Source organism: Modestobacter sp. SYSU DS0511, from assembly GCF_054050755.1.
In genome coordinates, this window is record NZ_JBJGZY010000036.1 from 1 (window position 1) to 23,663 (window position 23,663).

Annotated in this window: 21 protein-coding genes and 1 pseudogene; 16 read left to right on the forward strand and 6 right to left on the reverse strand. The window is 74.7% G+C overall.

Going from position 1 to position 23,663, the window contains the following annotated elements; genetic code table 11:
* The first annotated feature begins 51 nt into the window (after positions 1-51).
* Positions 52-1,410 carry a Pup--protein ligase gene (gene pafA / locus ACI783_RS15945; protein WP_457141349.1) on the forward strand — a complete coding sequence of 453 codons (1,359 nt, stop codon included), beginning with the start codon at positions 52-54 and terminating at the stop codon, positions 1,408-1,410.
* Positions 1,411-1,497: 87 nt separating this feature from the next.
* A pseudogene (locus ACI783_RS15950) lies at positions 1,498-2,310 on the forward strand (SDR family oxidoreductase); the annotation flags it as partial.
* On the opposite strand, the gene ACI783_RS15955 reads toward ACI783_RS15950, so the two are convergent.
* Complete coding sequence (locus ACI783_RS15955) at positions 2,238-3,356, reverse strand: DUF3866 family protein (protein WP_457141350.1); 1,119 nt, start codon at positions 3,354-3,356, stop codon at positions 2,238-2,240. The pseudogene ACI783_RS15950 and the gene ACI783_RS15955 overlap by 73 nt on opposite strands.
* Positions 3,357-3,413: 57 nt before the next feature.
* On the opposite strand from ACI783_RS15955, the gene ACI783_RS15960 reads away from it, so the two are divergent.
* The 7 genes from ACI783_RS15960 to ACI783_RS15990 all read left to right on the forward strand — a co-directional run bounded on the left by ACI783_RS15960 (position 3,414) and on the right by ACI783_RS15990 (position 10,630).
* On the forward strand, positions 3,414-4,391 hold the full coding sequence (locus ACI783_RS15960; RefSeq protein ID WP_457141351.1) for a helix-turn-helix transcriptional regulator: 978 nt from the start codon (positions 3,414-3,416) through the stop codon (positions 4,389-4,391).
* On the forward strand, positions 4,388-5,368 hold the full coding sequence (locus ACI783_RS15965) for a helix-turn-helix transcriptional regulator (protein ID WP_457141352.1): 981 nt from the start codon (positions 4,388-4,390) through the stop codon (positions 5,366-5,368). Before ACI783_RS15960 ends, ACI783_RS15965 begins: the two co-directional genes overlap by 4 nt.
* 62 nt (positions 5,369-5,430) lie before the next feature.
* Positions 5,431-5,649 (forward strand): hypothetical protein, encoded by a 219-nt coding sequence (locus ACI783_RS15970; protein WP_457141353.1) that lies wholly within the window; start codon positions 5,431-5,433, stop codon positions 5,647-5,649.
* 97 nt (positions 5,650-5,746) lie between these two features.
* On the forward strand, positions 5,747-6,073 hold the full coding sequence (tatA, locus tag ACI783_RS15975) for a Sec-independent protein translocase subunit TatA (protein ID WP_457141354.1): 327 nt from the start codon (positions 5,747-5,749) through the stop codon (positions 6,071-6,073).
* Between the two features lie 93 nt (positions 6,074-6,166).
* On the forward strand, positions 6,167-7,051 hold the full coding sequence (gene tatC, locus ACI783_RS15980; protein ID WP_457141355.1) for a twin-arginine translocase subunit TatC: 885 nt from the start codon (positions 6,167-6,169) through the stop codon (positions 7,049-7,051).
* A 76-nt stretch (positions 7,052-7,127) separates the two neighbouring features.
* The gene (locus ACI783_RS15985; RefSeq protein WP_457141356.1) at positions 7,128-9,956 is read left to right on the forward strand and encodes a DEAD/DEAH box helicase; all 2,829 of its coding nucleotides are present in this window, start codon (positions 7,128-7,130) and stop codon (positions 9,954-9,956) included.
* A 65-nt stretch (positions 9,957-10,021) separates the two neighbouring features.
* Complete coding sequence (locus tag ACI783_RS15990; RefSeq protein ID WP_457141357.1) at positions 10,022-10,630, forward strand: DUF4333 domain-containing protein; 609 nt, start codon at positions 10,022-10,024, stop codon at positions 10,628-10,630.
* A 19-nt stretch (positions 10,631-10,649) separates the two neighbouring features.
* On the opposite strand, the gene ACI783_RS15995 is transcribed toward ACI783_RS15990, so the two are convergent.
* A complete protein-coding gene (locus ACI783_RS15995; RefSeq protein WP_457141382.1) occupies positions 10,650-11,567 on the reverse strand; it encodes a 5'-3' exonuclease in 918 nt (305 codons plus the stop codon).
* A gap of 75 nt (positions 11,568-11,642) precedes the next feature.
* Here ACI783_RS15995 and ACI783_RS16000 point away from each other — a divergent pair, with 75 nt between their 5' ends.
* From ACI783_RS16000 to ACI783_RS16010, 3 genes are read left to right on the forward strand one after another with little or no spacing between them, the layout of a single operon-like run.
* Positions 11,643-12,788, forward strand: coding sequence for a M24 family metallopeptidase (locus ACI783_RS16000; RefSeq protein WP_457141358.1), 1,146 nt, complete (start codon positions 11,643-11,645; stop codon positions 12,786-12,788).
* Positions 12,763-13,236 (forward strand): Lrp/AsnC family transcriptional regulator, encoded by a 474-nt coding sequence (locus ACI783_RS16005; protein WP_457141359.1) that lies wholly within the window; start codon positions 12,763-12,765, stop codon positions 13,234-13,236. The genes ACI783_RS16000 and ACI783_RS16005 overlap by 26 nt, the downstream gene beginning before the upstream one ends.
* A gap of 40 nt (positions 13,237-13,276) precedes the next feature.
* On the forward strand, positions 13,277-14,389 hold the full coding sequence (locus ACI783_RS16010; protein WP_457141360.1) for an Rv2578c family radical SAM protein: 1,113 nt from the start codon (positions 13,277-13,279) through the stop codon (positions 14,387-14,389).
* Positions 14,390-14,395: 6 nt separating this feature from the next.
* Here the strand turns inward: ACI783_RS16010 and ACI783_RS16015 are convergent, their stop codons facing one another.
* Positions 14,396-15,208, reverse strand: a complete 813-nt coding sequence (locus ACI783_RS16015) for a hypothetical protein (RefSeq protein ID WP_457141361.1) — start codon at positions 15,206-15,208, stop codon at positions 14,396-14,398.
* 200 nt (positions 15,209-15,408) lie between these two features.
* Between ACI783_RS16015 and ACI783_RS16020 the strand changes: the two genes are divergently transcribed.
* Complete coding sequence (locus tag ACI783_RS16020) at positions 15,409-16,551, forward strand: glutamate--cysteine ligase (RefSeq protein ID WP_457141362.1); 1,143 nt, start codon at positions 15,409-15,411, stop codon at positions 16,549-16,551.
* A 38-nt stretch (positions 16,552-16,589) separates the two neighbouring features.
* Complete coding sequence (locus tag ACI783_RS16025; RefSeq protein ID WP_457141363.1) at positions 16,590-17,456, forward strand: lysophospholipid acyltransferase family protein; 867 nt, start codon at positions 16,590-16,592, stop codon at positions 17,454-17,456.
* 1 nt (position 17,457) lies between these two features.
* Here the strand turns inward: ACI783_RS16025 and ACI783_RS16030 are convergent, their stop codons facing one another.
* From ACI783_RS16030 to ACI783_RS16040, 3 genes are all read right to left on the reverse strand, one after another.
* Positions 17,458-18,891, reverse strand: a complete 1,434-nt coding sequence (locus tag ACI783_RS16030) for a lipase maturation factor family protein (RefSeq protein WP_457141364.1) — start codon at positions 18,889-18,891, stop codon at positions 17,458-17,460.
* A 7-nt stretch (positions 18,892-18,898) separates the two neighbouring features.
* On the reverse strand, positions 18,899-19,411 hold the full coding sequence (locus ACI783_RS16035; RefSeq protein ID WP_457141365.1) for a GNAT family N-acetyltransferase: 513 nt from the start codon (positions 19,409-19,411) through the stop codon (positions 18,899-18,901).
* A 165-nt stretch (positions 19,412-19,576) separates the two neighbouring features.
* Entirely contained in the window at positions 19,577-20,941 is a 1,365-nt protein-coding gene (locus ACI783_RS16040) for a KamA family radical SAM protein (RefSeq protein WP_457141366.1), read from the reverse strand.
* Between the two features lie 141 nt (positions 20,942-21,082).
* Between ACI783_RS16040 and kdd the strand changes: the two genes are divergently transcribed.
* Positions 21,083-22,117 (forward strand): L-erythro-3,5-diaminohexanoate dehydrogenase, encoded by a 1,035-nt coding sequence (gene kdd / locus ACI783_RS16045; RefSeq protein ID WP_457141367.1) that lies wholly within the window; start codon positions 21,083-21,085, stop codon positions 22,115-22,117.
* Positions 22,114-23,628, forward strand: coding sequence for an amidohydrolase (locus ACI783_RS16050; RefSeq protein ID WP_457141368.1), 1,515 nt, complete (start codon positions 22,114-22,116; stop codon positions 23,626-23,628). The genes kdd and ACI783_RS16050 overlap by 4 nt, the downstream gene beginning before the upstream one ends.
* Positions 23,629-23,663 lie beyond the last annotated feature (35 nt).

Here is a 23,663-nt window from a genome sequence, read left to right on the forward strand (position 1 = left end):
GCGCGCTCGGCACACGAGCCGAGCGCGCCGCGGCGGCATAGGCTCGGTGAGGTGGAACGACGGATCTTCGGCATCGAGACCGAGTACGGCGTCACCTGCACCTTCCGGGGTCAGCGCCGGCTCTCCCCGGATGAGGTCGCCCGGTACCTGTTCCGCCGGGTGGTCTCCTGGGGGCGCAGCTCCAACGTCTTCCTCCGCAACGGGTCCCGCCTCTACCTCGACGTGGGCAGCCACCCCGAGTACGCCACCGCCGAGTGCGACGACCTCACCGAGCTCGTCGTCCACGACAAGGCCGGCGAGCGGATCCTCGAAGGGCTGATGGTCGACGCCGAGCAGCGCCTCAAGGAAGAGGGCGTCACCGGCGACATCTACCTGTTCAAGAACAACACCGACTCCGCCGGCAACAGCTACGGCTGCCACGAGAACTACCTCGTCGGCCGGCACGGCGAGTTCGGCCGGCTCGCCGACGTCCTCATCCCGTTCCTGGTCAGCCGGCAGATGGTGGTCGGCGCCGGCAAGGTGCTGCACACCCCGCGCGGCGCCGTCTACTGCGTCAGCCAGCGCGCCGAGCACATCTGGGAGGGCGTCTCCAGCGCCACCACCCGCTCCCGGCCGATCATCAACACCCGCGACGAGCCGCATGCCGACGCCGAGAAGTACCGCCGGCTGCACGTCATCGTCGGCGACTCGAACATGAACGAGACGACCACGCTGCTCAAGGTCGCCATCACCGACCTGGTGCTGCGGATGATCGAGCAGGGCGTGGCCGTCCGGGACATGACGCTGGAGAACCCGATCCGGGCGATCCGCGAGATCAGCCACGACATGACCGGACGGCGCAAGGTCCGGCTGGCCAACGGCCGGGAGATGTCGGCGCTGGAGATCCAGACCGAGTACCACGACCGGGCCGCGGAGTTCGTCGACCGGGAGGGCCTCGGCCCCGTGCACCGGCAGATGCTCGAGCTGTGGGGGCGCACCCTCAAGGCGGTCGACACCGGCGACCTCGGGCTCATCGACCGGGAGATCGACTGGGCCAGCAAGTACCGGCTCATCGAGCGCTACCGGGCCAAGCACGACCTGCCGCTGTCCAGCCCGAGGGTGTCCCAGCTCGACCTCGCCTACCACGACATCCGCCGCGGCCGGGGCCTGTACTACCTGCTGGAGAGGGCCGGTCAGGTGGAGCGGGTGGCGCACGACCCGCTGATCTTCGAGGCGAAGAACGTGCCGCCGCAGACCACCCGGGCCAAGCTGCGCGGTGAGTTCATCCGGCGGGCGCAGGAGAAGCGCCGCGACTTCACCGTCGACTGGGTGCACCTCAAGCTCAACGACCAGGCGCAGCGCACCGTGCTGTGCAAGGACCCGTTCAAGTTCGTCGACGAGCGGGTGGAGAAGCTCATCTCCAGCATGTGAGGAAGGGCCCCGTCCTCCTCATCCCTCGCACGCTCGGGGCGAGCCTCTGGACGCGGCCACACTGCGCGGGTACCCACCGCTCTCGTCACCGGGGTCAGCCGTCGCGCCGGCATCGGGTTCGCCATCGCCCGCCGGCTGCTCGACCGCGGTGACCGGGTCGTCGTCTCCTCCTGGTCGCCGCACGACGCCGGCCAGCCCTGGGGCGCCGACGACCTCGCCGCCGTCCTGGCCGAGCTCGGCAACCCACCGCACGTGCCCGCCGACCTCGCCGACCCGGCCGCCCCCGCCGCGCTGGTGGCCAGGGCCCGGGAGATGGTGGGGCCGCTGAGCACGCTGGTGGCCAACCACGCCCGCAGCGCCCAGGGCCGGCTGGCCGACGTCACGGCCGCCGAGCTCGACCTCTCCTTCGCCGTCAACACCCGGGCCACCCTGCTGCTGGTGCAGTCGTTCGCCGCCCAGTACGACCCGGCCGCCGGCCCGGGCTCGGTCGTGCTGTTCACCTCCGGCCAGCACCGCGGTCCGATGCCCACCGAGCTGCCCCGTGCGGTGAGCAAGGGTGCGGTCCAGCAGATGACGCTCAGCCTGGCCGACGAGCTCGCCGACGCCGGCGTCACCGTCCACTGCGTCAACCCCGGCCCCACCGACACCGGCTGGGCCGGTCCGCAGCTCGCCGAGCAGGTGGCCCGGTCGATGCCGCGCGGGCGGTGGAACAGCCCACCGAGGCCGCCGCCGTCGTCGCCTGGCTCACCGGCTCGGACGCCACCTCGGTCACCGGCCAGACCATCGACGCCGAGGGCGGCTTCCGGCGCTGGCGCTGACGGCGCGGGTCAGGCCGGCGGGGCGCCGAACAGGGCCAGCTGCGCGGCGAACCGGCCGGCGGCGGCCGCGGCCAAGAAGTAGGCGCGGTCCTCGGCGACGCCGCGGCCCATCGTGGACAGGGTCACCGGCGAGCCGGCCAGCGCATCGTCCAGCCCCTCGGTGTCGACCCACTCGACCACGTTCCGCTCGGGCTGCCCGGCGAGGTCCTCCTCGACCTGCTTGCCCAGCTCCGACCCGATGCCACGGGGCGCCACCAGGGTCACCCCGCCCATCGCCACCCGGCCGAACGCGGTCAGCGAGTGGTGGGACACGCCGCAGTGCCGGGGCCGGGGGTCGGCCTCGGAGATGCGCAGCGCCCCGATGGTCTGCCCGCCCAGCACGTGCACGGCGTTGCACGCCTCCCCGGCGGCGACCCCGGAGAAGCCCCACGGCGTCCCGGTGCCCAGGTTGCCCGGGCCCTGCGCCACCACGGTGACGTCGGCCTGCAGCACGTGCCGCGCGGCGAGCAGCCCGGTGTGCACGGTCACCGCCTCCAGGTCACCGCCGAACGCCTGTCCCACGGTGACCACCCCGGCCAGCGACCCGGCCAGCGCGTCCAGCGTCCGGGAGAACGCCGCGGGCAGCGCCCCGCCGTCGGTCATCACGTAGGCCACCCGCAACGCCGGGTCGGTGACGTGCACGCCGGCGAGCACGGCCGGCAGCGCCGAGTGCAGGTCGGCCACCACGACCGGCATGCCACCGAGGTCCTCGGCGGCGGCGAGGACCTCGTGGTGCTCGGTCTCCTGCTCGTCGACGCCCTGCACGGTCACCTGCAGCGGCGTGTACCGGCCCTTGACCAGGTGCCCCGGACCGGTGGGGTCGGCCGGCAGCCGGTCGGGCACGGCGACGACCAGCGCGTACCCGCCGGTGCCCAGCTTCTGCGCCCACGCCGTGGTGTTCAGCAGCACCTCGTCGCCCACCTCGGGAGTGCCCACGAGCGAGGGGTGCGCGAGCGCCCGGATCGCGCCGTCGTCGAACACCTTGACGGTCATCTCCTGCGCGTCGCGCCAGGACCGGCCCAGCTCGGTGACCCGCCCGCGTCGCCAGCGGATCCGGGAGGCCGGGGCAGGGGAGGGGGGAGTCGTCACCGTCGCAGGCTAACCAGCGGGCGAGCCGCGGGCAGCCGGAGCCGTAACCTGTGCGACGTGGCAGCCAAGCGGGCGGAACGACTGGTGAACCTGGTCATCGCCCTGCTCGGCACCCGGCAGTACGTGTCGGCGGCCAGGATCCGGGAGACCGTGCCCGGCTACGAGCCCGACGACGGCACCGACCGCGCCGACGAGGCGTTCAAGCGGATGTTCGAGCGGGACAAGGCGGAGTTGCGCGAGATCGGCGTCCCGCTGGAGACCGGCCGCACCAGCGCCTTCGACACCGAGGACGGCTACCGCATCGCCCGGGCCGACTACGAGCTGCCCGAGATCACCCTCACCGGCGAGGAGGCCGCCGCGGTCGGCCTGGCCCTGCGGCTCTGGCAGTCCGCCCAGCTGGCCGGCGCGGCCCAGAGCGCGCTGGTGAAGCTGCGGGCCGCCGGTGTCGACGTCGACCCGGGCCGGGTGCTGCCCATCCAGCCGCGCCTGGACGCCGGGGAGCCGGCGTTCGAGCCCTGCTACGCCGCGGCCCGCGACCGCCGGGTGCTGACCTTCGACTACCGCCGTCCCGACGAGCAGCGCCCGACCCGCCGCCGGGTGCAGCCCTGGGGCGTGGTCGCCTGGCACGGTCGCTGGTACCTGGTGGGGCACGACCTGGACCGGCAGGCCCCCCGGGTCTTCCGGCTCTCCCGCGTCGTCGGCACCCCGAAGGCCAGCGGCCCCGCGGGGGCCTTCGCCCCGCCCGCGGACCTGGACCTGGCGTCGGTGGTGGCCGGCTCCGAGCAGCGCGAGGAACAGGTCGTCGTCGTCCGGGCCCGCCCGGGGACGGCGATCGGCCTGCGCCGGCACGCGACGGTGGTGGGCACCGCCGAGGACGGGGACGACCGGTTGGAGCTGCGCACGACCGAGCCGTGGGCGCTCGCCGACCAGCTCGCCGCCTACGGTGCCGACGTGCTCGTCGAGTCCCCACCCCGGATGCGCGAGGCGGTCGTCGAGCGGCTCACCCGGCTGGCCGCGCTCGGGGGCCCCGCATGACCGCGCCGAGCACCGCCGAGCGGATGACCCGCCTGCTGGCCCTGGTGCCCTACCTGCAGGCCCGGCCGGACGGCGTCCGGCTGGCCGACGCCGCCGCGGACTTCGGCGTGCCCGAGGCCCAGCTGCGTCGCGACCTGGACCTGCTGTGGGTCTGCGGGCTGCCCGGCCACGGCCCGGGCGACCTGATCGACCTGGCGTTCGAGGGCGACCGGGTGCGGGTCACCTTCACCGCCGGCATGGTGCGCCCGCTGCGGCTGACCACCGACGAGGCGGTCGCGCTGATCGTCGCGCTGCGGACCCTGCTGGAGCTGCCCGGGCTCGCCGAGGGCGAGGCGGTCAGCCGCGCCCTGGCCAAGGTCGCCACCGCCGCTGGACAGCCCGCCGAGCTCGCCGCACCGGTCGCGGTCAGCGTGGGCGCGGGGGAGGAGTCCCTCGCCGTCGTCCGGCAGGGGCTGGAGCGCCGGCGGGCCCTGCACCTGCGCTACTACGTGCCCAGCCGCGACGAGCGCACCGACCGGGTCGTCGACCCCATGCGCCTGCTGCTCGTCGACGGCCACTGGTACCTGGAGGCCTGGTGCCGCAACGTCGAGGGCGTGCGGCTGTTCCGGCTCGACCGCATCGACGACGTCACCGTGCTCGACTCCCCGGCCGCCCCACCGCCGCAGGCCCACGAGCGCGACCTCGAGTCCGGCCTCTACCAGCCCAGCGGCGAGGAGCCGCTCGTCCGTCTCCGGCTGGCCCGCGCCGCCCGCTGGGTCGCCGACTACTACCCGGTCGAGGAGCAGTCCGAGGTCGACGACCCGCCCGGCGGGCTGGCGGTCGCGGTGCGGACGTCGGACCTGGGCTGGGCACGGCGCCTGGTCGCCTCCCTCGGCGGCGCCGCGCTCGTCGACGAGCCGGCCGGGCTGGCCCGTCAGGTGGCCGCCGAGGCCCGGGCCGCCCTGGCCCGCTACGCGGACCCGCCGACGGCGGACTGACCGACAGCAGTTCCCTGCCAGGCGCACAGCGCGCGCCTGGCCGTCCCCGTTATGGTCGTGGCGTGCTGCTGATCGTCTGGATCGTCGTCGCCGTCCTGGCCGTCGTGGTGCTCGGCAGCATCGCCTACAGCCTGTTCGGTGCGCTGGGCCGGCTCACCCGCGAGCTGCGCCGGCTCGACGGCGAGGTGCGCCCGGTCCTCGCCGAGGTCCAGGCCACCCTCGACCGGGCCGCCGCCCAGCGCGCCGCGGGCACGCCGGACCCGGCGCCGACGGCTCGCTGAACAACAGGTGGACGGCGGCTGCACACCCTCGCCGAGGGGCTGTCCGGCCGTCTCCCCGGCGTAGAGTCAGCGCCACCACGACCACTCGGAGGACCCGATGAACCTCGGCCCGATGGAGATCGGCCTGATCATCCTGGCCGTCCTGCTGCTCTTCGGCTACAAGAAGCTGCCGGAGGCCTCCCGCTCGATGGGGCGCTCGATGCGCATCTTCAAGAGCGAGATGAAGGGCATGAAGGACGACGACGTCCGCACCAAGGACGAGGCCAAGACCACGCCGGTCCGCGGCGAGATCGTCCCCCCGACGCCGGTCACCCCCGCGGCCACCGACTACGAGGCGGAGCTCCGCGCCGCCGAGGCCCGGGCCGCGGAGGCGCGTGCCCGCGCCGAGCAGGCCCGCGCGTCGACCGCCGCCGACGGCCGCTGACCTCCCGCACGTCCGGAGCACCCGCCCGTGACCCTGGCAGGGCGAACGCGTGATCGTCGCCCGCGGCGTCCCCCTCGGGACGCCGCGGCGACGATGTCCCTCATCGGCCACCTCCGCGAGCTGCGCAACCGGGTCGCGAAGGCGCTGCTGGCCCTGCTGGTCGGCACCGCGGTGGCCTTCTGGTGGTACGAGCACGGGCTGGGCGACTTCATCCGCGCGCCGTACTGCGGCCTGCCGACCGACCTGAGGTTCGAGGGCGGCAGCGAGCAGGAGTGCGGCCTGCTGATCACCAACGTGCTCGGCGGTGTCTTCATCCGGCTCAAGGTCAGCTTCCTGGTCGGTGCCGTCCTCTCCGCGCCGTTCTGGCTCTACCAGCTGTGGGCGTTCGTCACCCCGGGGCTGAAGAAGAACGAGAAGGCCTGGGGTTCCGGCTTCGTCGCCATTTCCTCGACGCTGTTCGCCCTCGGGGTGGCGCTGGCGTACATCTCGCTGTCCAAGGGCCTGGAGCTGCTGCTCAGCCTGGCCGGCAGCGGCACGATCGTCATGCTGACCGCGCAGGACTACATCGGCTTCGCGCTCTCGCTGCTGATCGCCTTCGGGGTCAGCTTCGAGGTGCCGCTGTTCGCGGTCGCGCTGAACCTCGTCGGCGTCCTCAGCCACGAGACGCTGTCCAAGGGCCGGCGCTGGATCTTCTTCCTCACCATCGTCTTCGCCGCGTTCATCACGCCCACCCAGGACCCGTTCACCATGCTCCTGATGGCCGGGCCGATGATCGTGCTGTTCGAGATCGCCATCCAGATCGCCCGCTTCGTCGATCGCCGGCGGGCGAAGAAGGCGGCGGCCGCCGGTCTGGCCGGGATCGACGACGACGAGGCGTCCCCGTTCGTCGGCGGCCCCTCCGCGCTGGACACCGCTCCCAGCGCGCTGGACACCACGCCGGGCACCCTCGACGAGCCGGAGCCGGTCGAACGCCACTGACCTGACGGCCTTCCCGCAGGAGTCCGTCTGCGAGCTGCGAGTGGCGGGGGGCAGGAAGGTCCTTACTGTGGAGGGCATGTCCAGCCCGGCCGAGCGGTACGCGGCTGCCCGCCGACGTAACGCGCACCCCACCCTCGCCGACTTCACCGCCGAGCTCGGCTTCAGCCTGGACCCCTTCCAGGTCGAGGCGTGCGAGGCGCTCGAGCGCGGCTCCGGTGTGCTGGTCTGCGCGCCCACCGGCGCCGGCAAGACCGTGGTCGGGGAGTTCGCCGTCCACAAGGCGCTGAAGGAGGGCCGCAAGGCCTTCTACACCACCCCGATCAAGGCGCTGTCCAACCAGAAGTACAACGACCTCGTCGACCGGTACGGGTCGGCGCGGGTCGGCCTGCTGACCGGCGACAACGCCATCAACGGCGACGCACCGATCGTGGTGATGACCACCGAGGTGCTGCGCAACATGCTCTACGTCGACTCCCCGGCGCTCACCGACCTCGGCTACGTGGTCATGGACGAGGTGCACTACCTCGCCGACCGGTTCCGCGGCGCGGTATGGGAGGAGGTGATCATCCACCTCCCCGAACACGTCCGGCTGGTCTCGCTGTCGGCGACGGTGAGCAACGCGGAGGAGTTCGCCGACTGGCTGGTCAGCGTCCGCGGGGACACCGCCGTGGTGGTCAGCGAGGTGCGCCCGATCCCGCTGTGGCAGCACATGCTGGTCGGGGGGCGGGTCTTCGACCTGTTCGCGCTGCGCCCCGCCGCGCACGCGGGGGAATGGGAGCAGACCCCGCGCGGGCAGTCGACCCGCGAGCGCGGCCGGGCCGTCGTGGACCCGGAGCTGGTCCGCTTCGTGCACGAGCAGGAGCGCCGGTACGACTCCTTCTCCGGCGGCGGGGGCGGCTCCCGGGGCGGGTTCAGCCACAAACCGCGCTTCCGGCCGCCGTCGCGGCCCGAGGTCGTCGAGCGGCTGGACCGCGCCGGGCTCCTGCCGGCGATCACCTTCGTGTTCAGCCGCAACGGCTGCGACGCCGCCGTCCACCAGTGCCTGGCCTCGGGCATGCGGCTGACCGACGAGGTCGAACGGTCGGCGATCGCCGAGGTCATCGACCGGCGCACCGGGTCGCTTCCCGAGGAGGACCTGCACGTCCTGGGCTTCTGGGAGTGGCGGGAGGGGCTGCTGGCCGGGTTCGCCGCCCACCACGCCGGGCTGGTGCCGGCGTTCAAGGAGACCGTCGAGGAGTGCTTCGTCCGCGGCCTGGTCAAGGCCGTGTTCGCCACCGAGACCCTCGCGCTGGGCATCAACATGCCCGCGCGCACCGTCGTCCTCGAGCGGCTGGTGAAGTGGAACGGCGAGGCGCACGTCGACGTCACGCCGGGGGAGTACACCCAGCTCACCGGCCGCGCAGGACGGCGCGGGATCGACATCGAGGGCCACGCGGTGGTGGTCTGGGCCCCCGGCGTCGACCCGGCGGCCGTCGCGGGGCTGGCCAGCACCCGCACCTACCCGCTCAAGTCCTCCTTCCGGCCCAGCTACAACATGGCGGTCAACCTGGTCGGCACGCTGGGCCGGGCGCGGGCGAGGGAGCTGCTCGGCTCGTCCTTCGCCCAGTTCCAGGCCGACCGCTCGGTGGTCGGGCTGGCCCGGTCGGCCGCCCGGCACGAGGAGACGGCGGCCCAGCTGCAGCGGGAGATGAGCGGCGGGCTCACCAACGCCGCCCTGGACGTCGCCGGCTACGCCAAGCTGCGGATGGAGATCTCCGAGCGGGAGAAGGCGCTGTCCCGCGACACCCAGGCCCGCCGCCGGCTCGAGGCCGCGGAGTCGCTGGAGGCACTGCGCCCCGGCGACGTCATCCGGGTGCCGTCCGGGCGCCGCCAGGGCCTCGCCGTGGTGCTCGACCCGGGCGTCACCGAGCTCGCCGACCCCCGTCCCCTGGTGCTCACCGAGGACCGCTGGGCCGGTCGCCTGGCCGCGGTCGACTTCCCCAGCCCGGTCAGCGCGCTGGCCCGGGTCAAGGTGCCGAAGAACTTCAACCACCGCAGCCCGCACGCCCGCCGCGACCTCGCCTCCACGCTGCGGAACGCGCGGTCGGAGAACGGGCTGGGTGCGCGCCGCACCAAGGGCCGCTCGGCCGCCGACGACGACCCGGTGCTCACCGACCTGCGGCACGCCCTGCGCGCGCACCCCGTGCACGGGCTCCCCGACCGGGAGGAGCGGGTGCGCGCCGCCGACCGCTGGTTGCGCGAGGTGCGGGACGCCGAACGGCTGCACCGGCAGATGGCCGAGCGCACCGGCTCGCTGATCCGCCAGTTCGACCGCACCTGCGACGTCCTCACCGAACTGGGCTACCTGGTGCCCGAGGCGCCCACCGCTGAGCAGGGGGAGCCCGACCGGGTGACCGACGCCGGCCGGCAGCTGGCCCGGCTGTGGACCGAGACCGACCTGCTCACCGCCGAGTGCCTGCGCGCGGGGGCGTTCCGCGGCCTGACCCCCGCCGAGCTCGCCGCCTGTGTCTCGGCGTTGGTGTTCGAGGCCCGTCGGGAGAGCCCGGCCACCCCCTCGGTGCCGGCCGGCAAGGTCGCCGGCGCACTGGCCGAGATGCGCCGCGTGCGCGCCCGCCTGTTCGACGTGGAGACCGAGCACGGCGTGCCGGCCACCCGCGACCTCGACCTGGGCTTCGTCTGGGCGGCCTTCCGGTGGGCCGACGGGCAGTCCCTGGACCGGGTGCTCGCCGGCGCCGAGCAGGCCGGCACCGAGCTCTCCGGCGGGGACTTCGTCCGCTGGGCCCGCCAGCTCATCGACCTGCTCGACCAGCTGGCCAAGGTCGCCGACGAGCCGCTGGCCGGGGTGGCCCGGTCCGCCGTCGGCCGGGTGCGGCGCGGGGTCGTGGCGGTCGCCGTCACGGGCTGACCGCCGCGGCGCCCAGGCAGTCGGGCAGGATCCCAGCCGCCGCCCCCCTCGATGGAGGAGCCACGATGAGCCAGCCACCGCAGGGACCGCCCGAGCCCGGCTCCCACCCGCGCCCCGCGGCGCCCGGCTGGGGCGGGCACGGCGGTGGGGGCGGTCAGCGCGGCTGGGGCGGGCAGGGCGGCTGGGGACCACCGTCGGGCCAGCCGGCCCGCCTGCCGCCGTACGGGCAGCCGGGCCGCCCCGGGTCACCGCAGTACGCACCCGTTCCGCAGTGGGCACCCCCGCCGCAGTGGGCACCGCCTGCCTCCGGCCAGCCCCCGTACGGGCAGACCGGCCACGGGCCGCCGGTCGGCTGGGGCGCACCGCCGGCCCCGCCCCGCCGCCCACGCCGGGGGGTGCTCGCCGTGCTCGGCGTTGCCCTGTTCGCCCTGGTGGTGCTGGTGACGCCCGGGTTCGGCTCGACCCGGCTCGACCCCGACGCGGTCGAGCGGGACGTCGCCGAGCAGTACGAGGAGCTGCGTGGTGTCCCGCTGGAGCTGCGCTGCGAGGAACCGATGCCGGTGGCCGAGGGCGGGACCTACGCATGCGCCGGGACCACCGGTGACGGTCACGAGGTGACGGTCACCATCGAGGTCACCGGCGCCGACGGCGACTACACCTGGTCAGACGGGTGAGGCGGCCAGCTGACCCGGCTCAGCCCAGCGCGTCGTCCGGCCAGCCCAGGGCGGCGCCCAGCCGGCGGACCGAGGACTCCAGCCCGTGCCGCTCGGCGAGCACCGCGAGCGCGGCCGGGTCGGCCGGGCGGGACGGCAGGTCACCGCTCACCGGGGGCAGGTCGATCGAGGTGACGACGGCGACCACCGCGGGCGCGGCGTCGAGGTAGTCGGCGGCGGCGGTGAGCTTCTTCAGCACCGCAGCGGTGAGCGGCGCCCTCGGGACGACGGTGCGGGCGGCGGCCGCCCGGATCCCGGCGAGGGATCCGTACTCGTTGATCAGCGCGGCGGCCGTCTTCGCGCCCACCCCGGAGACCCCGGGCAGGCCGTCGCTCGGGTCGCCGCGCAGCACCGCGAAGTCGGCGTAGGCGCGTCCCGGGATGCCGTACTTCGCCGCCACCGCGGCCTCGTCGACGAACTCCAGGTCGGTGATCCCGCGGTTGGTGTACAGCACCCGCACGCCGCGGGCGTCGTCGACCAGCTGGAAGAGGTCGCGGTCACCGGTCACGACGTCGACCGGGCCCGGCGCGCGGGCGGCGAGCGTGCCGATGACGTCGTCGGCCTCGTACCCCGGAGCACCCACCCGGGCCAGCCCGGCGGCCGCGAGCACCTCGACCAGCACCGGCACCTGCGGCGCCAGCTCGTCCGGGGTCTCCTCCCCGCCCTCCGGCGCCACCCGGTGCGCCTTGTAGGAGGGGACGGCGGCCACCCGGAACGCCGGCCGCCAGTCGTCGTCCCAGCAGGCGATCAGCCGCTGCGGCCGGTGGGCCACCACCAACCGGGCGGTCATGTCCAGGAACCCGCGCACCGCGTTCACCGGCCGCCCGTCGGGGGAGGTCACCGACGTGGGGACGCCGTAGAACGCGCGGAAGTAGAGGCTGGCGGCGTCCAGCAGCATCGTCGTCACGGGCGCGACGGTAACGGCCTGGTGACGACGGCGGATCACGTCGGTGGCCGTGGTTAGTCTGCCGAGGTGTCCGGATCCGTTCCCCGTTCCCCGCTGGTCTCCATCGACCGGGCGCGCGCCGCCCGCGCGGTCGCCGACGAGGTCGGCATCGACGTCGTCGTGGTCACGCCGGGCTCGGACCTGCGCTACCTCTGCGGGTACGACGCGCACGCCATGGAGCGGCTGACCGCCCTGGCCGTGCCCCGCCGGGGCGAGCCGCTGCTGGTCGTGCCCCGGCTGGAGGCCCCGATGGTCCAGGCGTCCCCGGCCGGCTCGCTCGGCCTGGAGGTGCTGGCCTGGGACGAGACCGACGACCCCTTCGCCCGGCTGGCCGACGCCCTCACCGGGCGGCTGGGGTCCGCGCCGCAGCGGGTGGCGGTGGGCAACCGCACCTGGGCCGAGCACGCGCTGGGCATCCAGCGGGCGCTGCCCGGCTCGACGCTGGAGCTGGCCGCCCCGGTGGTCGACCGACTGCGGATGGTGAAGACCCCGGCCGAGGTCGAGGAGCTGGCGCTGGCCGGTGCCGCGATCGACCGGGTGCACGCCCGGATGGGGGAGTGGCTGCGGGTCGGGCGCACCGAGGCCGCCGTGGGGGCCGACATCGCCGCGGCGATCCTGGCCGAGGGGCACGTCGGGGTCGACTTCACCATCGTCGGCTCCGGGCCGAACGGGGCCAGCCCGCACCACGAGCTCTCCGACCGGGTGGTGCAGGCCGGCGACCTGGTGGTGGTCGACATCGGCGGGGAGACCGCCACCGGCTACCGGTCGGACTGCACCCGCACCTACGTGGTGGGCGGCTCGGCCGACGCCGAGACCGCCGAGTGGTACGCCGTGCTCCAGCGCGCGCAGGAGGCCGCGACGGCCGCGGTGCGACCGGGCGTGACCTGCGAGCAGATCGACGCGGTGGCCCGCGACGTCATCACCGAGGCGGGCTGGGGCGAGCAGTTCATCCACCGCACCGGGCACGGGATCGGGCTGGACACCCACGAGGCGCCCTACGTCGTCGCCGGCAACGACCTGCCGCTGGAGCCGGGCATGGCGTTCTCCGTCGAGCCCGGCATCTACCTGGCCGGGCGCTGCGGCGCCCGGATCGAGGACATCGTGGTCTGCACCGACGACGGCGTCCGCACGCTGAACGAGGGCCCCCGTGAGCTCGTCGAACTCCCCGGCTGACCCCGGCCCCGCGCCCGACGTCGACCGGGCGCTGCTGTCGGCGCTGGCCCGCGACGGCCGGGCCAGCTACACCGACCTCGCCGAGCGGGTGGGGCTGTCGGTCTCCGCGGTGCACCAGCGGGTGCGGCGGCTGGAGCAGCGCGGGCTGATCACCGGGTACGGCGCGCACCTGGACGCGAAGTCCCTGGGGCTGCCGCTGACCGCCTTCGTGTCGATCACCCCGATCGAGGCCGCCCAGCCCGACGACGCCCCGGCCCGGCTCGCGCACCTCAGCGCCATCGAGGAGTGCCACTCGGTCGCCGGCGTGGAGAGCTACATCCTCAAGGTGCGGGTGGCCTCACCCGACGCGCTGGAGGTGCTGCTGCAGGAGATCCGGGCCGCGGCCAACGTCACCACCCGGACGACGGTCGTGCTCTCCACCGCCTACGAGAAGCGCCCGCCGATCTGAGGCCGCGTCCCACTGGACACCGTTTCGAACGTGTGTTCGGATGGTCGGCATGCGGTGGGACGCCCAGAAGCTCGACCTCGACGAGCCGACGACGCTGCCCGGGCTGCCCACCGTGCGCGGCCTGCTGCGCCGGGTGCAGGTGCCGGAGTTCCCCGGGCTGACCTTCCACGAGGTGCGGGCCAAGAGCGCGCTCAACGCCGTGCCGAAGGGCTCGGCGATGCCGTTCGGGCACACGATCAACCCCTACCGGGGCTGCTCCCATGCGTGCACCTACTGCTTCGCACGATCGACGCACGAGTGGCTGGAACTCGATTCCGGTGCCGACTTCGACCAGCAGATCGTGGTCAAGACCAACATCGCCGAGGTGCTGCGCCGGGAGCTCGCCCGTCCGTCCTGGCAGCGGGAGCACGTGGCGCTGGGCACGAACACCGACCCGTACCAGCGGGCCGAGGGCCGCTACCGGCTGATGCCCGGGATCATCAGCGCCCTGGCGTCGTCCGGCACGCCGTTCTCGGTGCTAACCAAGGGCACACTGGCCCGGCGCGATGTGCCGTTGCTGACCGCCGCGGCCCAGGACGTGCCGATCGGCATGGGCGTGTCGATGGCCATCTGGGACGACGACCTGCACCGGTCACTGGAGCCCGGCGTCCCCACCCCGCGGGCGCGGCTGGACCTGGTCCGGGCGATCACCGACGCCGGGCTGCCCTGCGGGGTGTTCCTCGCCCCGGTGCTGCCCGGGCTCACCGACCGGATCGACCACCTCGAGGCGGCGATCGCGGCCATCGCCGACGCCGGCGCCACCGGAGTCACCGTCCTGCCGCTGCACCTGCGCCCCGGCGCCCGGGAGTGGTTCACCGCCTGGCTGACCCGGGAGCACCCGACCCTCGTGCCGCGCTACCGGCAGCTCTACGGCCGGGGCGCCTACGTGCCCGCCGAGTACCGCACCTGGCTCGCCGGCCGGGTCGCGCCGCTGCTCGCGCGGTACGGCCTGGACCGGCAGAGCGGTGGTACGGCCCGGGGCCTGGGGACCGGTTCGACGAGCGGCCTGCCCGGCGACGAGTCGGCCGGTTTCCCTGCCGGCAGCCTGCCGGGCCGCGCAGCGAGCGCGGACCGGGAGCCGGCCGCCGAGCCCGAGCAGCTGGCGCTCTGCTGAGCGGCGTCAGCCGGCCAGCCGGCTCGTCCGGTGCACGCTGCGCAGCGCCCGCACCGTGCCCCGGGTGGCGACCGGCGGTGCACCGGCGGCCAGCGCCAGCCGGCGGTAGGAGTCGTAGGAGAGCGTCAGGTAGACCGCGGCCAGGGCATCGACCGCGTCCCGGTGGCGGGGGAGCGCGGTGGCCTGCAGGTGTCGCCCGGTGTTGGCCGCGTGCTTGGCGAACGTCGTCTGCAACGCCTGGGTGGACAGCCGACCACCGACGTGGCTGTCCACGCCCGGCCCCCGGCGCAGCGCCGGCAGCACCCACGGGCTGGCGGCCAGGGTCGGGAAGCGGTTCCGGGACGCCTCCCACGCCGTCCAGGCCTGGGTGGCGCCGCGGACGGTCCAGTCGCCGTCGTCGGTGCGGATCCGCAGCCCGCGCCCGGACACGTCGACCTGGTCCCGCCGCAGTGACCGGAACTGGCTCACCGTCGCCGGCCACTGCAGAGCCAGCGCGCACCACGCCACGGTGCGCAGGTGCTCGGGGTCGTCGCTGCGCAGCTGGGTGAGCGGCCGCAGGTCCAGCACCGGCGGATCCGGCTCGGGGGTGGAGGGGAGCGGCAGGTCCAGCCCGCCGTAGCGCGCGACCTTGCTGTAGAGCGTGACGGTCGCCGGCTTCCACTCCCGCGCGGCGGCGAGCTCCTCGAACCCTCCGGCGGCGAGGTCGTCCGGCCCCAGGTCGAGCTCCAGCGCGGCCTCGACCAGCCGGCGCCACTGCGACTCGTACCCCCGGGGCACGGCCAGCCGTTGCCAGGCGCGCTCGGCGGGCGGGGTGGGCATGTGCGGCAGCGGAGGCTGCCACCGACCGGACATGCCCGGACTCTACCGTTATCCCCAACAACTTCACATGATCAAATTGTGGTCACCTGCCGAGACCGTGATCACGGCGCCCTCCGGGCGCCTTCGCCTCGACGAACCGGGCGGCAGTCGACCACCGTCTCGATGGGCGCCGCAAACGGTGCACCGGTGATCATGGCGACGTGCGCACGGTGGGAGTCGAGGAAGAACTGCTGGTCGTCGCCGAGTCGGGCACTCCCGTGCCGCTGGGCCCCGAGGCGTTGGAGGCCGCCGCGCGCCGCGGAGAGGGGGAGACCGTCCAGGACCACGACCGCGCCGAGCGGGAGGACGACGACGGGACACCCGAGGCGCATCTCGTGCCCGAGCTGAAGGAGCAGCAGATCGAGCTGGGCACCCGGGTCTGCCGGGACCTGGACGAGGTGACCGCCGAGCTCGCCTGGTGGCGGTCCCGGGCCGATGCCGCCGCCGCGGCGGTGGGCGCACGGGTGGCGGCCCTGGCCACCTCGCCGGTGCCGGTGCAGCCGGTGGCCACCCCGGGCCGCCGGTACACCCGGATGATCGAGGCGTTCGGCCTCACCGCCGAGGAGGTGCTGACCTGCGGCTGCCACGTGCACGTGTCGGTGTCCGACGACGAGGAGGGCGTCGCCGTCCTCGACCGGATCCGCGTCTGGCTGCCGGTGCTGACCGCGCTGACCAGCAACTCCCCGTTCTGGGGCGGCCGGGACACCGGGTACGCGAGCTTCCGCTCCCAGGTCTGGAACCGCTGGCCCTCCGCCGGCCCCACCGGGCGGTTCGGCACGCCCGAGGCCTACCACCGGCTCGTGGCCGACCTCACCGCCACCGGCACCGTCCTGGACGAGGGGATGGTCTACTTCGACGCCCGGCTGTCGGCGTCCTGGCCCACGGTCGAGGTGCGGATCGCCGACGTGGTGCTGCGGGTGGCCGACGCCGTCCTGCACGCCGGGCTCGTGCGGGCCCTCGTGGAGACCGCCGCCCGCCAGTGGCGGGCCGGGGTGCCCGCCCCCGACGTCCCCACCGAGCTGATCCGCGTCGCCGCCTGGCGGGCCGCGCGGTCCGGCCTGGACGACGTCCTCGTCGACCCCCGGTCGGGTCGACCTGCGCCCTCCGGCGAGGTGCTCGACGCGCTGCTGGCGCACGTCCGCCCCGCGCTGGACGACGCCGGCGACCTCGAGCAGGTCGAGGAGGGCCTCGCCGAGCTGCTCAGCCGGGGTACCGGCGCGCACCAGCAGCGGTCGGTGTTCGCCGAGACCGGGGACCTCGCCGCCGTCGTCCGGGAGGCGGTGGCGGCCACCCACGTCGGGTGAGCGGGCCGACCTACGGGACCGTTGGTTAGGGTCCGCTCATGTACACCGCCAGCTGGGGCGACATCGTCCGTCGCGACCTCTTCGGGCCTCGTCCGGACCGGCGCGACCGGCCCTACCGGTTCGTCATCCGGATGGCGCTGGTCGTGTTCCGGCTCTTCGGCTTCCGCTTCGACGTCCGGGGCAGCGAGCACGTGCCCACCTCCGGCGGCGCGATCGTGTGCAGCAACCACGTCAGCTACCTCGACTTCACCTTCCTGGGGCTGGCGGCGCTGCCGCAGCACCGCCTGGTCCGGTTCATGGCGAAGGCCTCGGTGTTCGAGCACTGGTTCGCCGGTCCGTTCATGCGGGCCATGCAGCACATCCCGGTCGACCGCAAGGCCGGCGCCGCGGCGTTCGACTCCGCGGTGCGGGCGCTCAAGGACGGCCAGGTCGTCGGCGTCTTCCCCGAGGCGACGATCAGCAGCTCGTTCACCGTCAAGGACCTGAAGGCCGGCGCCGCGCGGATGGCGCTGGACGCCGGCGTGCCGATCCTGCCGGCCGCCGTGTGGGGCGGGCAGCGGATCGCCACCAAGGGGCACAAGGTGGTGTTCACGCGCGGGGTGGCGGTGACGGTGGTCGTCGGCGAGCCCATCGTCCCCGAGCCGGGGGAGAAGGCGCAGGCCGTGCTGCGACGCACCCGGGCAGCGATGGAGGAGCTGCTGGCCGAGGCCCAGCGCACCTACCCCGACCAGCCCGCCGGCGACGACGACCGCTGGTGGCTACCGGCCCACCTCGGCGGCTCGGCACCGACGCCGGAGCAGGCCGCGGCGCTGGACACCTCCCACGCCGGGGGTAGCCGGGCCAAGCCGAGGACGCCGCACCCGGTGGCCCGTCTGCGCCGCCGGCTGGCCCGCCGCGGTCGCTGAGTCAGCGCACCGGCCCCAGCTCCGCCCGCGTCACCGGGGGCACGAGCTCCCGTTCGTAGGTGCGGTGCCAGAAGGCGCCGGACTCCCGCCGCTCCGCGCGGGTGGTGAACCGGTAGCGGTAGACCAGCACCCGGACGGCGGCCGGCGGCCGGTCCCCGAACGGTGCCGAGCGGAGCAGCCGGAGCGTGGCCGGGTCGGCGTCCAGCAGTTTGCCGAGGAACGCGGTCAGCCAGCTGCGGCCGTAGGCGGGGGAGAGGGCGACGAACCACATCAGCCAGTCCAGCCGCAGGTGGTACGGCGCCCACTGCGGGGGCCGACGGTACGGGTCGCCGGGCTTGCCCCGGAACTCGTACTCCCGCCAGACGGCGTCCGGCCCCGGCTCGTCGGTCGCCTCCACCACCAGCTCCCGGCGCACCCGGGTGACCGACCCGAAGGCGCCGTAGCTGTTGACCAGCCGCAGCGGGTCGAAGCTGGTGTTCATCCGCTGCTGCCGGGACAGCAGGTTGCGCACCGGCGCGACGCTGAGCACGGCGACCAGCACCGTCAGCGCGATCGAGACGGCGGCGAACCAGGGAGGGGAGTCCAGCTGCGCCGGCGGGTCGACCGGCAGCACGGCGGCGTACCAGCTGCCGTCGATCAGCCCGAGGGCGAGCACCAGGGTCAGCCAGTTGAGCCAGGCGAAGTTCCCGCTGATCACCAGGTAGCCCTGGGTGATCACGACGACGAGCGCGGCGGCGCTCGCGACCGGCTGCGGCGCGAGCAGCCCGAACACGACCACGAGCTGGGTGACGTGGTTGGCCAGCGTCTCCACCCGGTGCAGCCGCGGCGGCAACCGGTGGAACCACCAGCTCAGCGGGCCGGGCATCGGCTGGGTCTCGTGGTGGAAGTCCAGGCAGGTCAGGTCGCGCCAGCAGCGGTCACCGCGCAGCTTGATCAGGCCGGCGCCGAACTCCAGCCGGAACAGCAGCCAGGCCAGCAGCCACAGCACCAGCGTCGGCGGCGCGACGTGCGCCGGACCGAGGAAGACCATCAGGAAGCCGGTCTCCAGCAGCAGCGTCTCCCAGCCGAAGCCGTACCAGATCTGGCCGACGTTGACGATCGACAGGTACAGCCCCCAGAGGGCCAGCCACAGCGCCATCCAGCCCGCCACCGGCAGCCGGTCGGCCAGCCCGGTCAGGACGGCGAGCGACAGGGCGATGCCCGCCCAGCAGACGCCGGCGAACAACCCGTCGGACCAACGCCAGTGGAAGAGACTGGGCGCGCGGCGGAACGAGGCGTGCCGGAGGAAGCGGGGGACCGGGGTCAGCCCGTGCGTGCCCAGCAGCGCCGGCCCCTGGCGCAGCGCCGCGACGAACGCGAGCAGGTAGACCACCGCCACGCCCCGGGTGACGACCAGCCGGCTGAGCCAGGCATCGGGATCGCTGAACCACTCCACCGGTCGCTCACTCCTCCGGGGCGCTGAGCCGGAACGCCTCGACCTCGGTGCCGTACCAGCGGCGCGTGCGGCCCAGCGGCACCATGCCCAGCCGGTCGCAGACGGCCAGTGAGCGGGTGTTGTCCGGCCGCACCACCGCGTACACCTCGGCCAGCCCCTCGCCGAACGCCCGGTCGACGACGGCGCGGGCGGCCTCGGTGGCGTAACCGCAGCCCCAGCTGTCCGGGTGCAGGTGCCAGCCGACCTCCACCTCGCCCACCCCGTTGGGCAGCGGCTTGAGCAGCACCGTGCCGGCGACCGCGCCGCCGTCGCGGGGTTCGATCGCCCAGCACCCGTGCCGGGCGTCCAGCTGGTGCACCAGCTCCCAGCGCTGCACCAGCTCGGCCGGTGCCACCGTGGGCGGGCCGCCGAGCCAGCGGGTCACCTCCTCCCGGCTGTACAGGTCGGCCAGCCGGGCGAGATCGGCCTCGTCCGTCGTCCAGGCGCGCAGCCGCAGCCGGTCGGTGCACAACAGGTCCACCGGTCCTGGCTACCGCCGTCGTCCCGACCGGAAACGCTCGGCTGGCTCCGGCCCGGCCGCGGGCCCCGCCCACCCCGATGCCCGTCCTGGCTCACCGCACGTGCTCCTGGCTCACCTCCCACAGTGAGCCAGGAGCACGCATGATCAGGTCACCTGATCCCGGGCTCAGCCCACCGGGGAGAGGGCGCCGGTGCGCTGCGCGGCCCACCACGCCCGCCCCGACGGCGGCAGGGTGTGCACCGGGTCGTAGTAGGCGTGCCGGCGGTCCAGCGCAGCGGCGTCGGCACGCTCGATGCCGGTGCGGTAGTTCTTCGTCCACCAGCTGATGCCGCGCTCGCGGTCGTACTCGGCGACCTGGTGCACCCAGCGCTTCCCGACGTAGGGCACGTCGCAGACGATCCGCGGCGTGGCGAAGCCGGGCAGGTAGCCCATCAGGTCGTGCTGCAGCGTCTGGGCGTGCGCGAGGGAGACCCGCCAGTGCTCGGCGCTGGGGATCATGTCGCACATGTAGAAGTAGTAGGGCGTGATCGAGGCGCCGTCGAGCAGGGCGAAGCAGAGGTCCAGCAGCTGCCCGGCGGTGTCGTTGACGCCGGCGAGCAGCACGCCCTGGTTGCGCACGTCGCGCACCCCGGCGGCCAGCAGGGTCCGCGCGGCCTCGGCGACCAGCGGGGTCACCGACTGGGCGGCGTTGACGTGGGTGTGCACCGCCAGCGAGACGCCGCGGGCTCGGGCGGTGGCGGCCAGCCGGCCCATCCCGTCGACCACCTCGCCCTGCAGCCAGTGCTGCGGGAGCCCCATCAGCGCCTTCGAGGCCAGCCGGACGTCGCGCACCGACTCGATCTCCAGCAGCCCGGCGACGAACGCCTCCAGGTTCTTGAACGGCAGGTTGGCCACGTCGCCACCGGAGACGACGACGTCGCGCACCCCGGGGGTCTCGCGCAGGTACTGCAGCATCGCGCCCTGCCGGTCGACCGGCTTGAGCTCGAACCTGAGCTTCGGGACGGCGGGGGTCGAGTTGCCCACCAGGTCCATCCGGGTGCAGTGCCCGCAGTACTGCGGGCAGGTCGACAGCAGCTCGGCGAGCACCTTGGTCGGGTAGCGGTGGGTGAGCCCCTCGACCGCCCACATCTCGTGCTCGTGCAGCGAGTCGCGCGAGGCGTACGGGTGGCTGGCGTCGTCGCCGGCGAGCCGGTCGGAGGCCACCGGGAGCATGTAGCCGCGCACCGGGTCGGCCAGCATCGCCGCGGTGGTGGGCTCCTCCGTCGGCACCATGGTGTTGAGCACCTGCGGCGGCAGCAGCAGGGACATGGTCGCCCGCCCGGCCTGGTCGGCCTCGACGTCGGCGTAGAAGGAGTCGTCGAGCAGCTCTCCGTACACCCCGCGCAGCTGCCGCACGTTCTTCACGCAGTGCGCACGCTGCCACTGGGCGCTGCGCCACTCGGCCTCGGTCACGTCGGCGAAGCCGGGCAGCCGGCGCCAGTCCGGCTCGACGAGCTCCCGGGCGACGTACTCGTAGGGCTGCTCCCGCACCGCTGCTCCGTCCTCCGCGGGGCACCCTCAGGCCCCCTGGCGACTCCGTGCAGCGACCATACGGGAAGTCCTTCGGCATGTAGCGGGTTTCACGGTAGGTTCTCCGGCAGTCAGCGCCGACGAGCGAAGGGGTGGGTGCCGATGGCGACCGACTCGTTGCCCCGCGCCCTGGGCGTCCACCGGGTGCTCGACCCGCCCGGCGTGCTGCCGCAGGCGGCCACCCGGCTCGACCCGGATCCGCGGGTCGGCCCGGACGAGGTGCGCATCGCGGTCTCCCGGCTCAACCTCGACGCCGCCTCGTTCCGCCAGCTGTCCGAGGCCCACGGCGGCGACGGGAACGCCGTCCGGGCCGCGGTGCTGGGCATCGTCGAGGCCCGGGGGAAGATGCACAACCCGGTCACCGGCTCCGGCGGGATGCTGGTCGGCGTCGTCGAGGAGGTCGGTGACCGGTCACCGCTGGGCCTGGTGCCCGGTGACCCGGTGGCCACGCTGGTGTCGCTGACGCTGACCCCGCTGCGGATCACCGACGGGCTTGCCCGCTGGGACGGGCGCGGCGAGCAGGTGCCGGCCGAGGGGACGGCGATCCTCTTCGCCCGCTCGATCGCCGCCGTCCTCCCCGACGACGTGCCGCAGCAGGTCGCGCTGGCGGTGCTGGACGTCTGCGGGGCGCCGGCCGCCACCGAGCGGGTCGTGCACCGTGCCGGGCACCGCCCGTCGGTCGCCGTCCTCGGCGCGGCCGGCAAGTCCGGTTGCCTGAGCCTGGCCGCGGCGCGCGATGCCCGGGCGGGCCGCCTGGTGGGCGTCGTCCGGGACGGCACCGAGGCCGCGGCGCTGCGCGCGGCCGGCCTGGCCGACGAGGTGGTCGTCGCCGACGCCACCGATCCACTGGCGGTGGCGGCCGCGGTGGGGAAGCCGGTCGACGTCACCGTCGTGTGCGTCGACGTCCCCGGCGCCGAGCACGGGGCGGTCCTCGCGACGGCCGACGGCGGCACCGTGGTCTTCTTCTCCATGGCCACGTCCTTCTCGGCGGCGGCCCTGGGAGCTGAGGGGATGGCGGCAGACGTGACGATGCTGGTGGGCAACGGCTACACGCCGGGGCACGCGGCCCTGGCGATCGACCTGTACCGGCGCACGCCGGGGGTCCGGGCGCTGATCGACCCGCGAGTGGCCCGGTGAACCTGCTGGTGACCGGTGTGACCGTGGGCGACCGTCCGGGCCGGGCGGTGCACGTCGTCGACGGCCGCATCGCGTGGCTGGGCGACGCTGCCGACGCCCCGCGGGCGGACCTCGCCCTGGACGGCGGGGGAGCGCTGCTCACCCCGGCGTTCGTCGACGCCCACGTGCACGCCACCGCCACCGGGCTGGCGCTCACCGGGCTCGACCTCGCCGGCGCCGACAGCCTGCGCTCGGCGCTGGCCCGGGTCACCGCGCACGCCGCGGCGGCCCCCACCGGCGTGGTGCTGGGCACCGGCTGGGACGAGACGGCCTGGCCCGAGGGGCGCGGGCTCACCCGGCACGACCTGGACGCCGTGGTCGGGGACCGGCCCGCGTACCTGGCCCGGATCGACGTCCACTCGGCGACGGTCTCCACCGCCCTGCTCGACCGCCTCCCGCGGGTCACCGAGCTGCCCGGCTTCTCCGCGGACGGCCGGCTGCGGCTGGACGCGCACCACGCCGCTCGCCGGCTCGCCTACGGCTCGGTCGACCCGGTGCAGCGGCGCACCGCCCAGCGCGCCACCCTGGACGCGGCCGCGGCGCTGGGCATCGGGACGGTGCACGAGATGGCCGGCCCGGAGGTCTCCGGCGCCGACGACCTGTCCGGGCTGCTGCAGCTGGCCGCCGAGCAGCCCGGGCCGCGGGTGCTCGGGTACTGGGGTGAGCTGTTCGAACGCGGCGGCCTCGACGTCGTCGCCGAGCTCGGCCTGGCCGGTGCCGGCGGCGACCTGTTCTGCGACGGGGCGTTCGGCTCGCACACCGCCGCGCTGAGCAGCCCGTACACCGACCGCCCGGAGACGACCGGGGCGCTGCGCTTCGAGACCGGCCAGCTGGTCGAGCACCTGCGGGCCTGCACGAGGGCATCGGTGCAGGCCGGCTTCCACGTGATCGGCGACGCCGCGGTGGCCCAGGTGCTCACCGCCGTCGGCGCCGTCGTCGAGGAGCTGGGGCGCGACGCCGTCCGGGCCTGCCGCCACCGGCTGGAGCACCTGGAGATGGTGGACCCCGACGCGATCGACCAGCTGCGCCGCTGGGGGATGGTGGCCAGCGTGCAGTCCGCGTTCGACGCGCTGTGGGGCGGGCCCACGGGCATGTACGCCGAGCGGCTCGGGGTCGCCCGGGCGGCGGCGACCAACCCGCTGGCCGACCTGGTCGACGGCGACGTCCCGGTCGCCCTCGGCAGCGACGCCCCGGTGACGCCGATGGACCCGTGGGGCGGGGTGCACGCTGCGGTCGACCACACCACCCCCGGCTCGGGCATGCGCCCCTTCGACGCCTTCGACGCCGCCACCCACGGCGGCTGGGTGGCCGCGCGCGCCGAGCACCCGGAGGGGCCGCTGGCGGTCGGCGCGCCGGCGGACCTGGCGCTGTGGGCTACCGAGCAGCCCCTGTCCGCGGTGCTCGCCACCCGCAGCCGTCCGGCGTGCCGGCAGCTGATCGTCGCCGGCCACCCGATCGAGGACCCCCGATGACCCCCGCCGACCTCACGGTGGGCGCGGAGAGCGAG

Bases quoted from the DNA above. Each gene is read 5' to 3' on its own strand.
- ACI783_RS15965 (WP_457141352.1), top strand. From the start codon at position 4,388: ATGACCGCGCCGAGCACCGCCGAGCGGATGACCCGCCTGCTGGCCCTG.
- tatA (WP_457141354.1), top strand. From the start codon at position 5,747: ATGAACCTCGGCCCGATGGAGATCGGCCTGATCATCCTGGCCGTCCTG.
- tatC (WP_457141355.1), top strand. From the start codon at position 6,167: ATGTCCCTCATCGGCCACCTCCGCGAGCTGCGCAACCGGGTCGCGAAG.
- ACI783_RS15985 (WP_457141356.1), top strand. From the start codon at position 7,128: ATGTCCAGCCCGGCCGAGCGGTACGCGGCTGCCCGCCGACGTAACGCG.
- ACI783_RS15990 (WP_457141357.1), top strand. From the start codon at position 10,022: ATGAGCCAGCCACCGCAGGGACCGCCCGAGCCCGGCTCCCACCCGCGC.
- ACI783_RS15995 (WP_457141382.1), bottom strand. From the start codon at position 11,567: ATGCTGCTGGACGCCGCCAGCCTCTACTTCCGCGCGTTCTACGGCGTC.
- ACI783_RS16010 (WP_457141360.1), top strand. From the start codon at position 13,277: ATGGTCGGCATGCGGTGGGACGCCCAGAAGCTCGACCTCGACGAGCCG.
- ACI783_RS16015 (WP_457141361.1), bottom strand. From the start codon at position 15,208: ATGCCCACCCCGCCCGCCGAGCGCGCCTGGCAACGGCTGGCCGTGCCC.
- ACI783_RS16025 (WP_457141363.1), top strand. From the start codon at position 16,590: ATGTACACCGCCAGCTGGGGCGACATCGTCCGTCGCGACCTCTTCGGG.
- kdd (WP_457141367.1), top strand. From the start codon at position 21,083: ATGGCGACCGACTCGTTGCCCCGCGCCCTGGGCGTCCACCGGGTGCTC.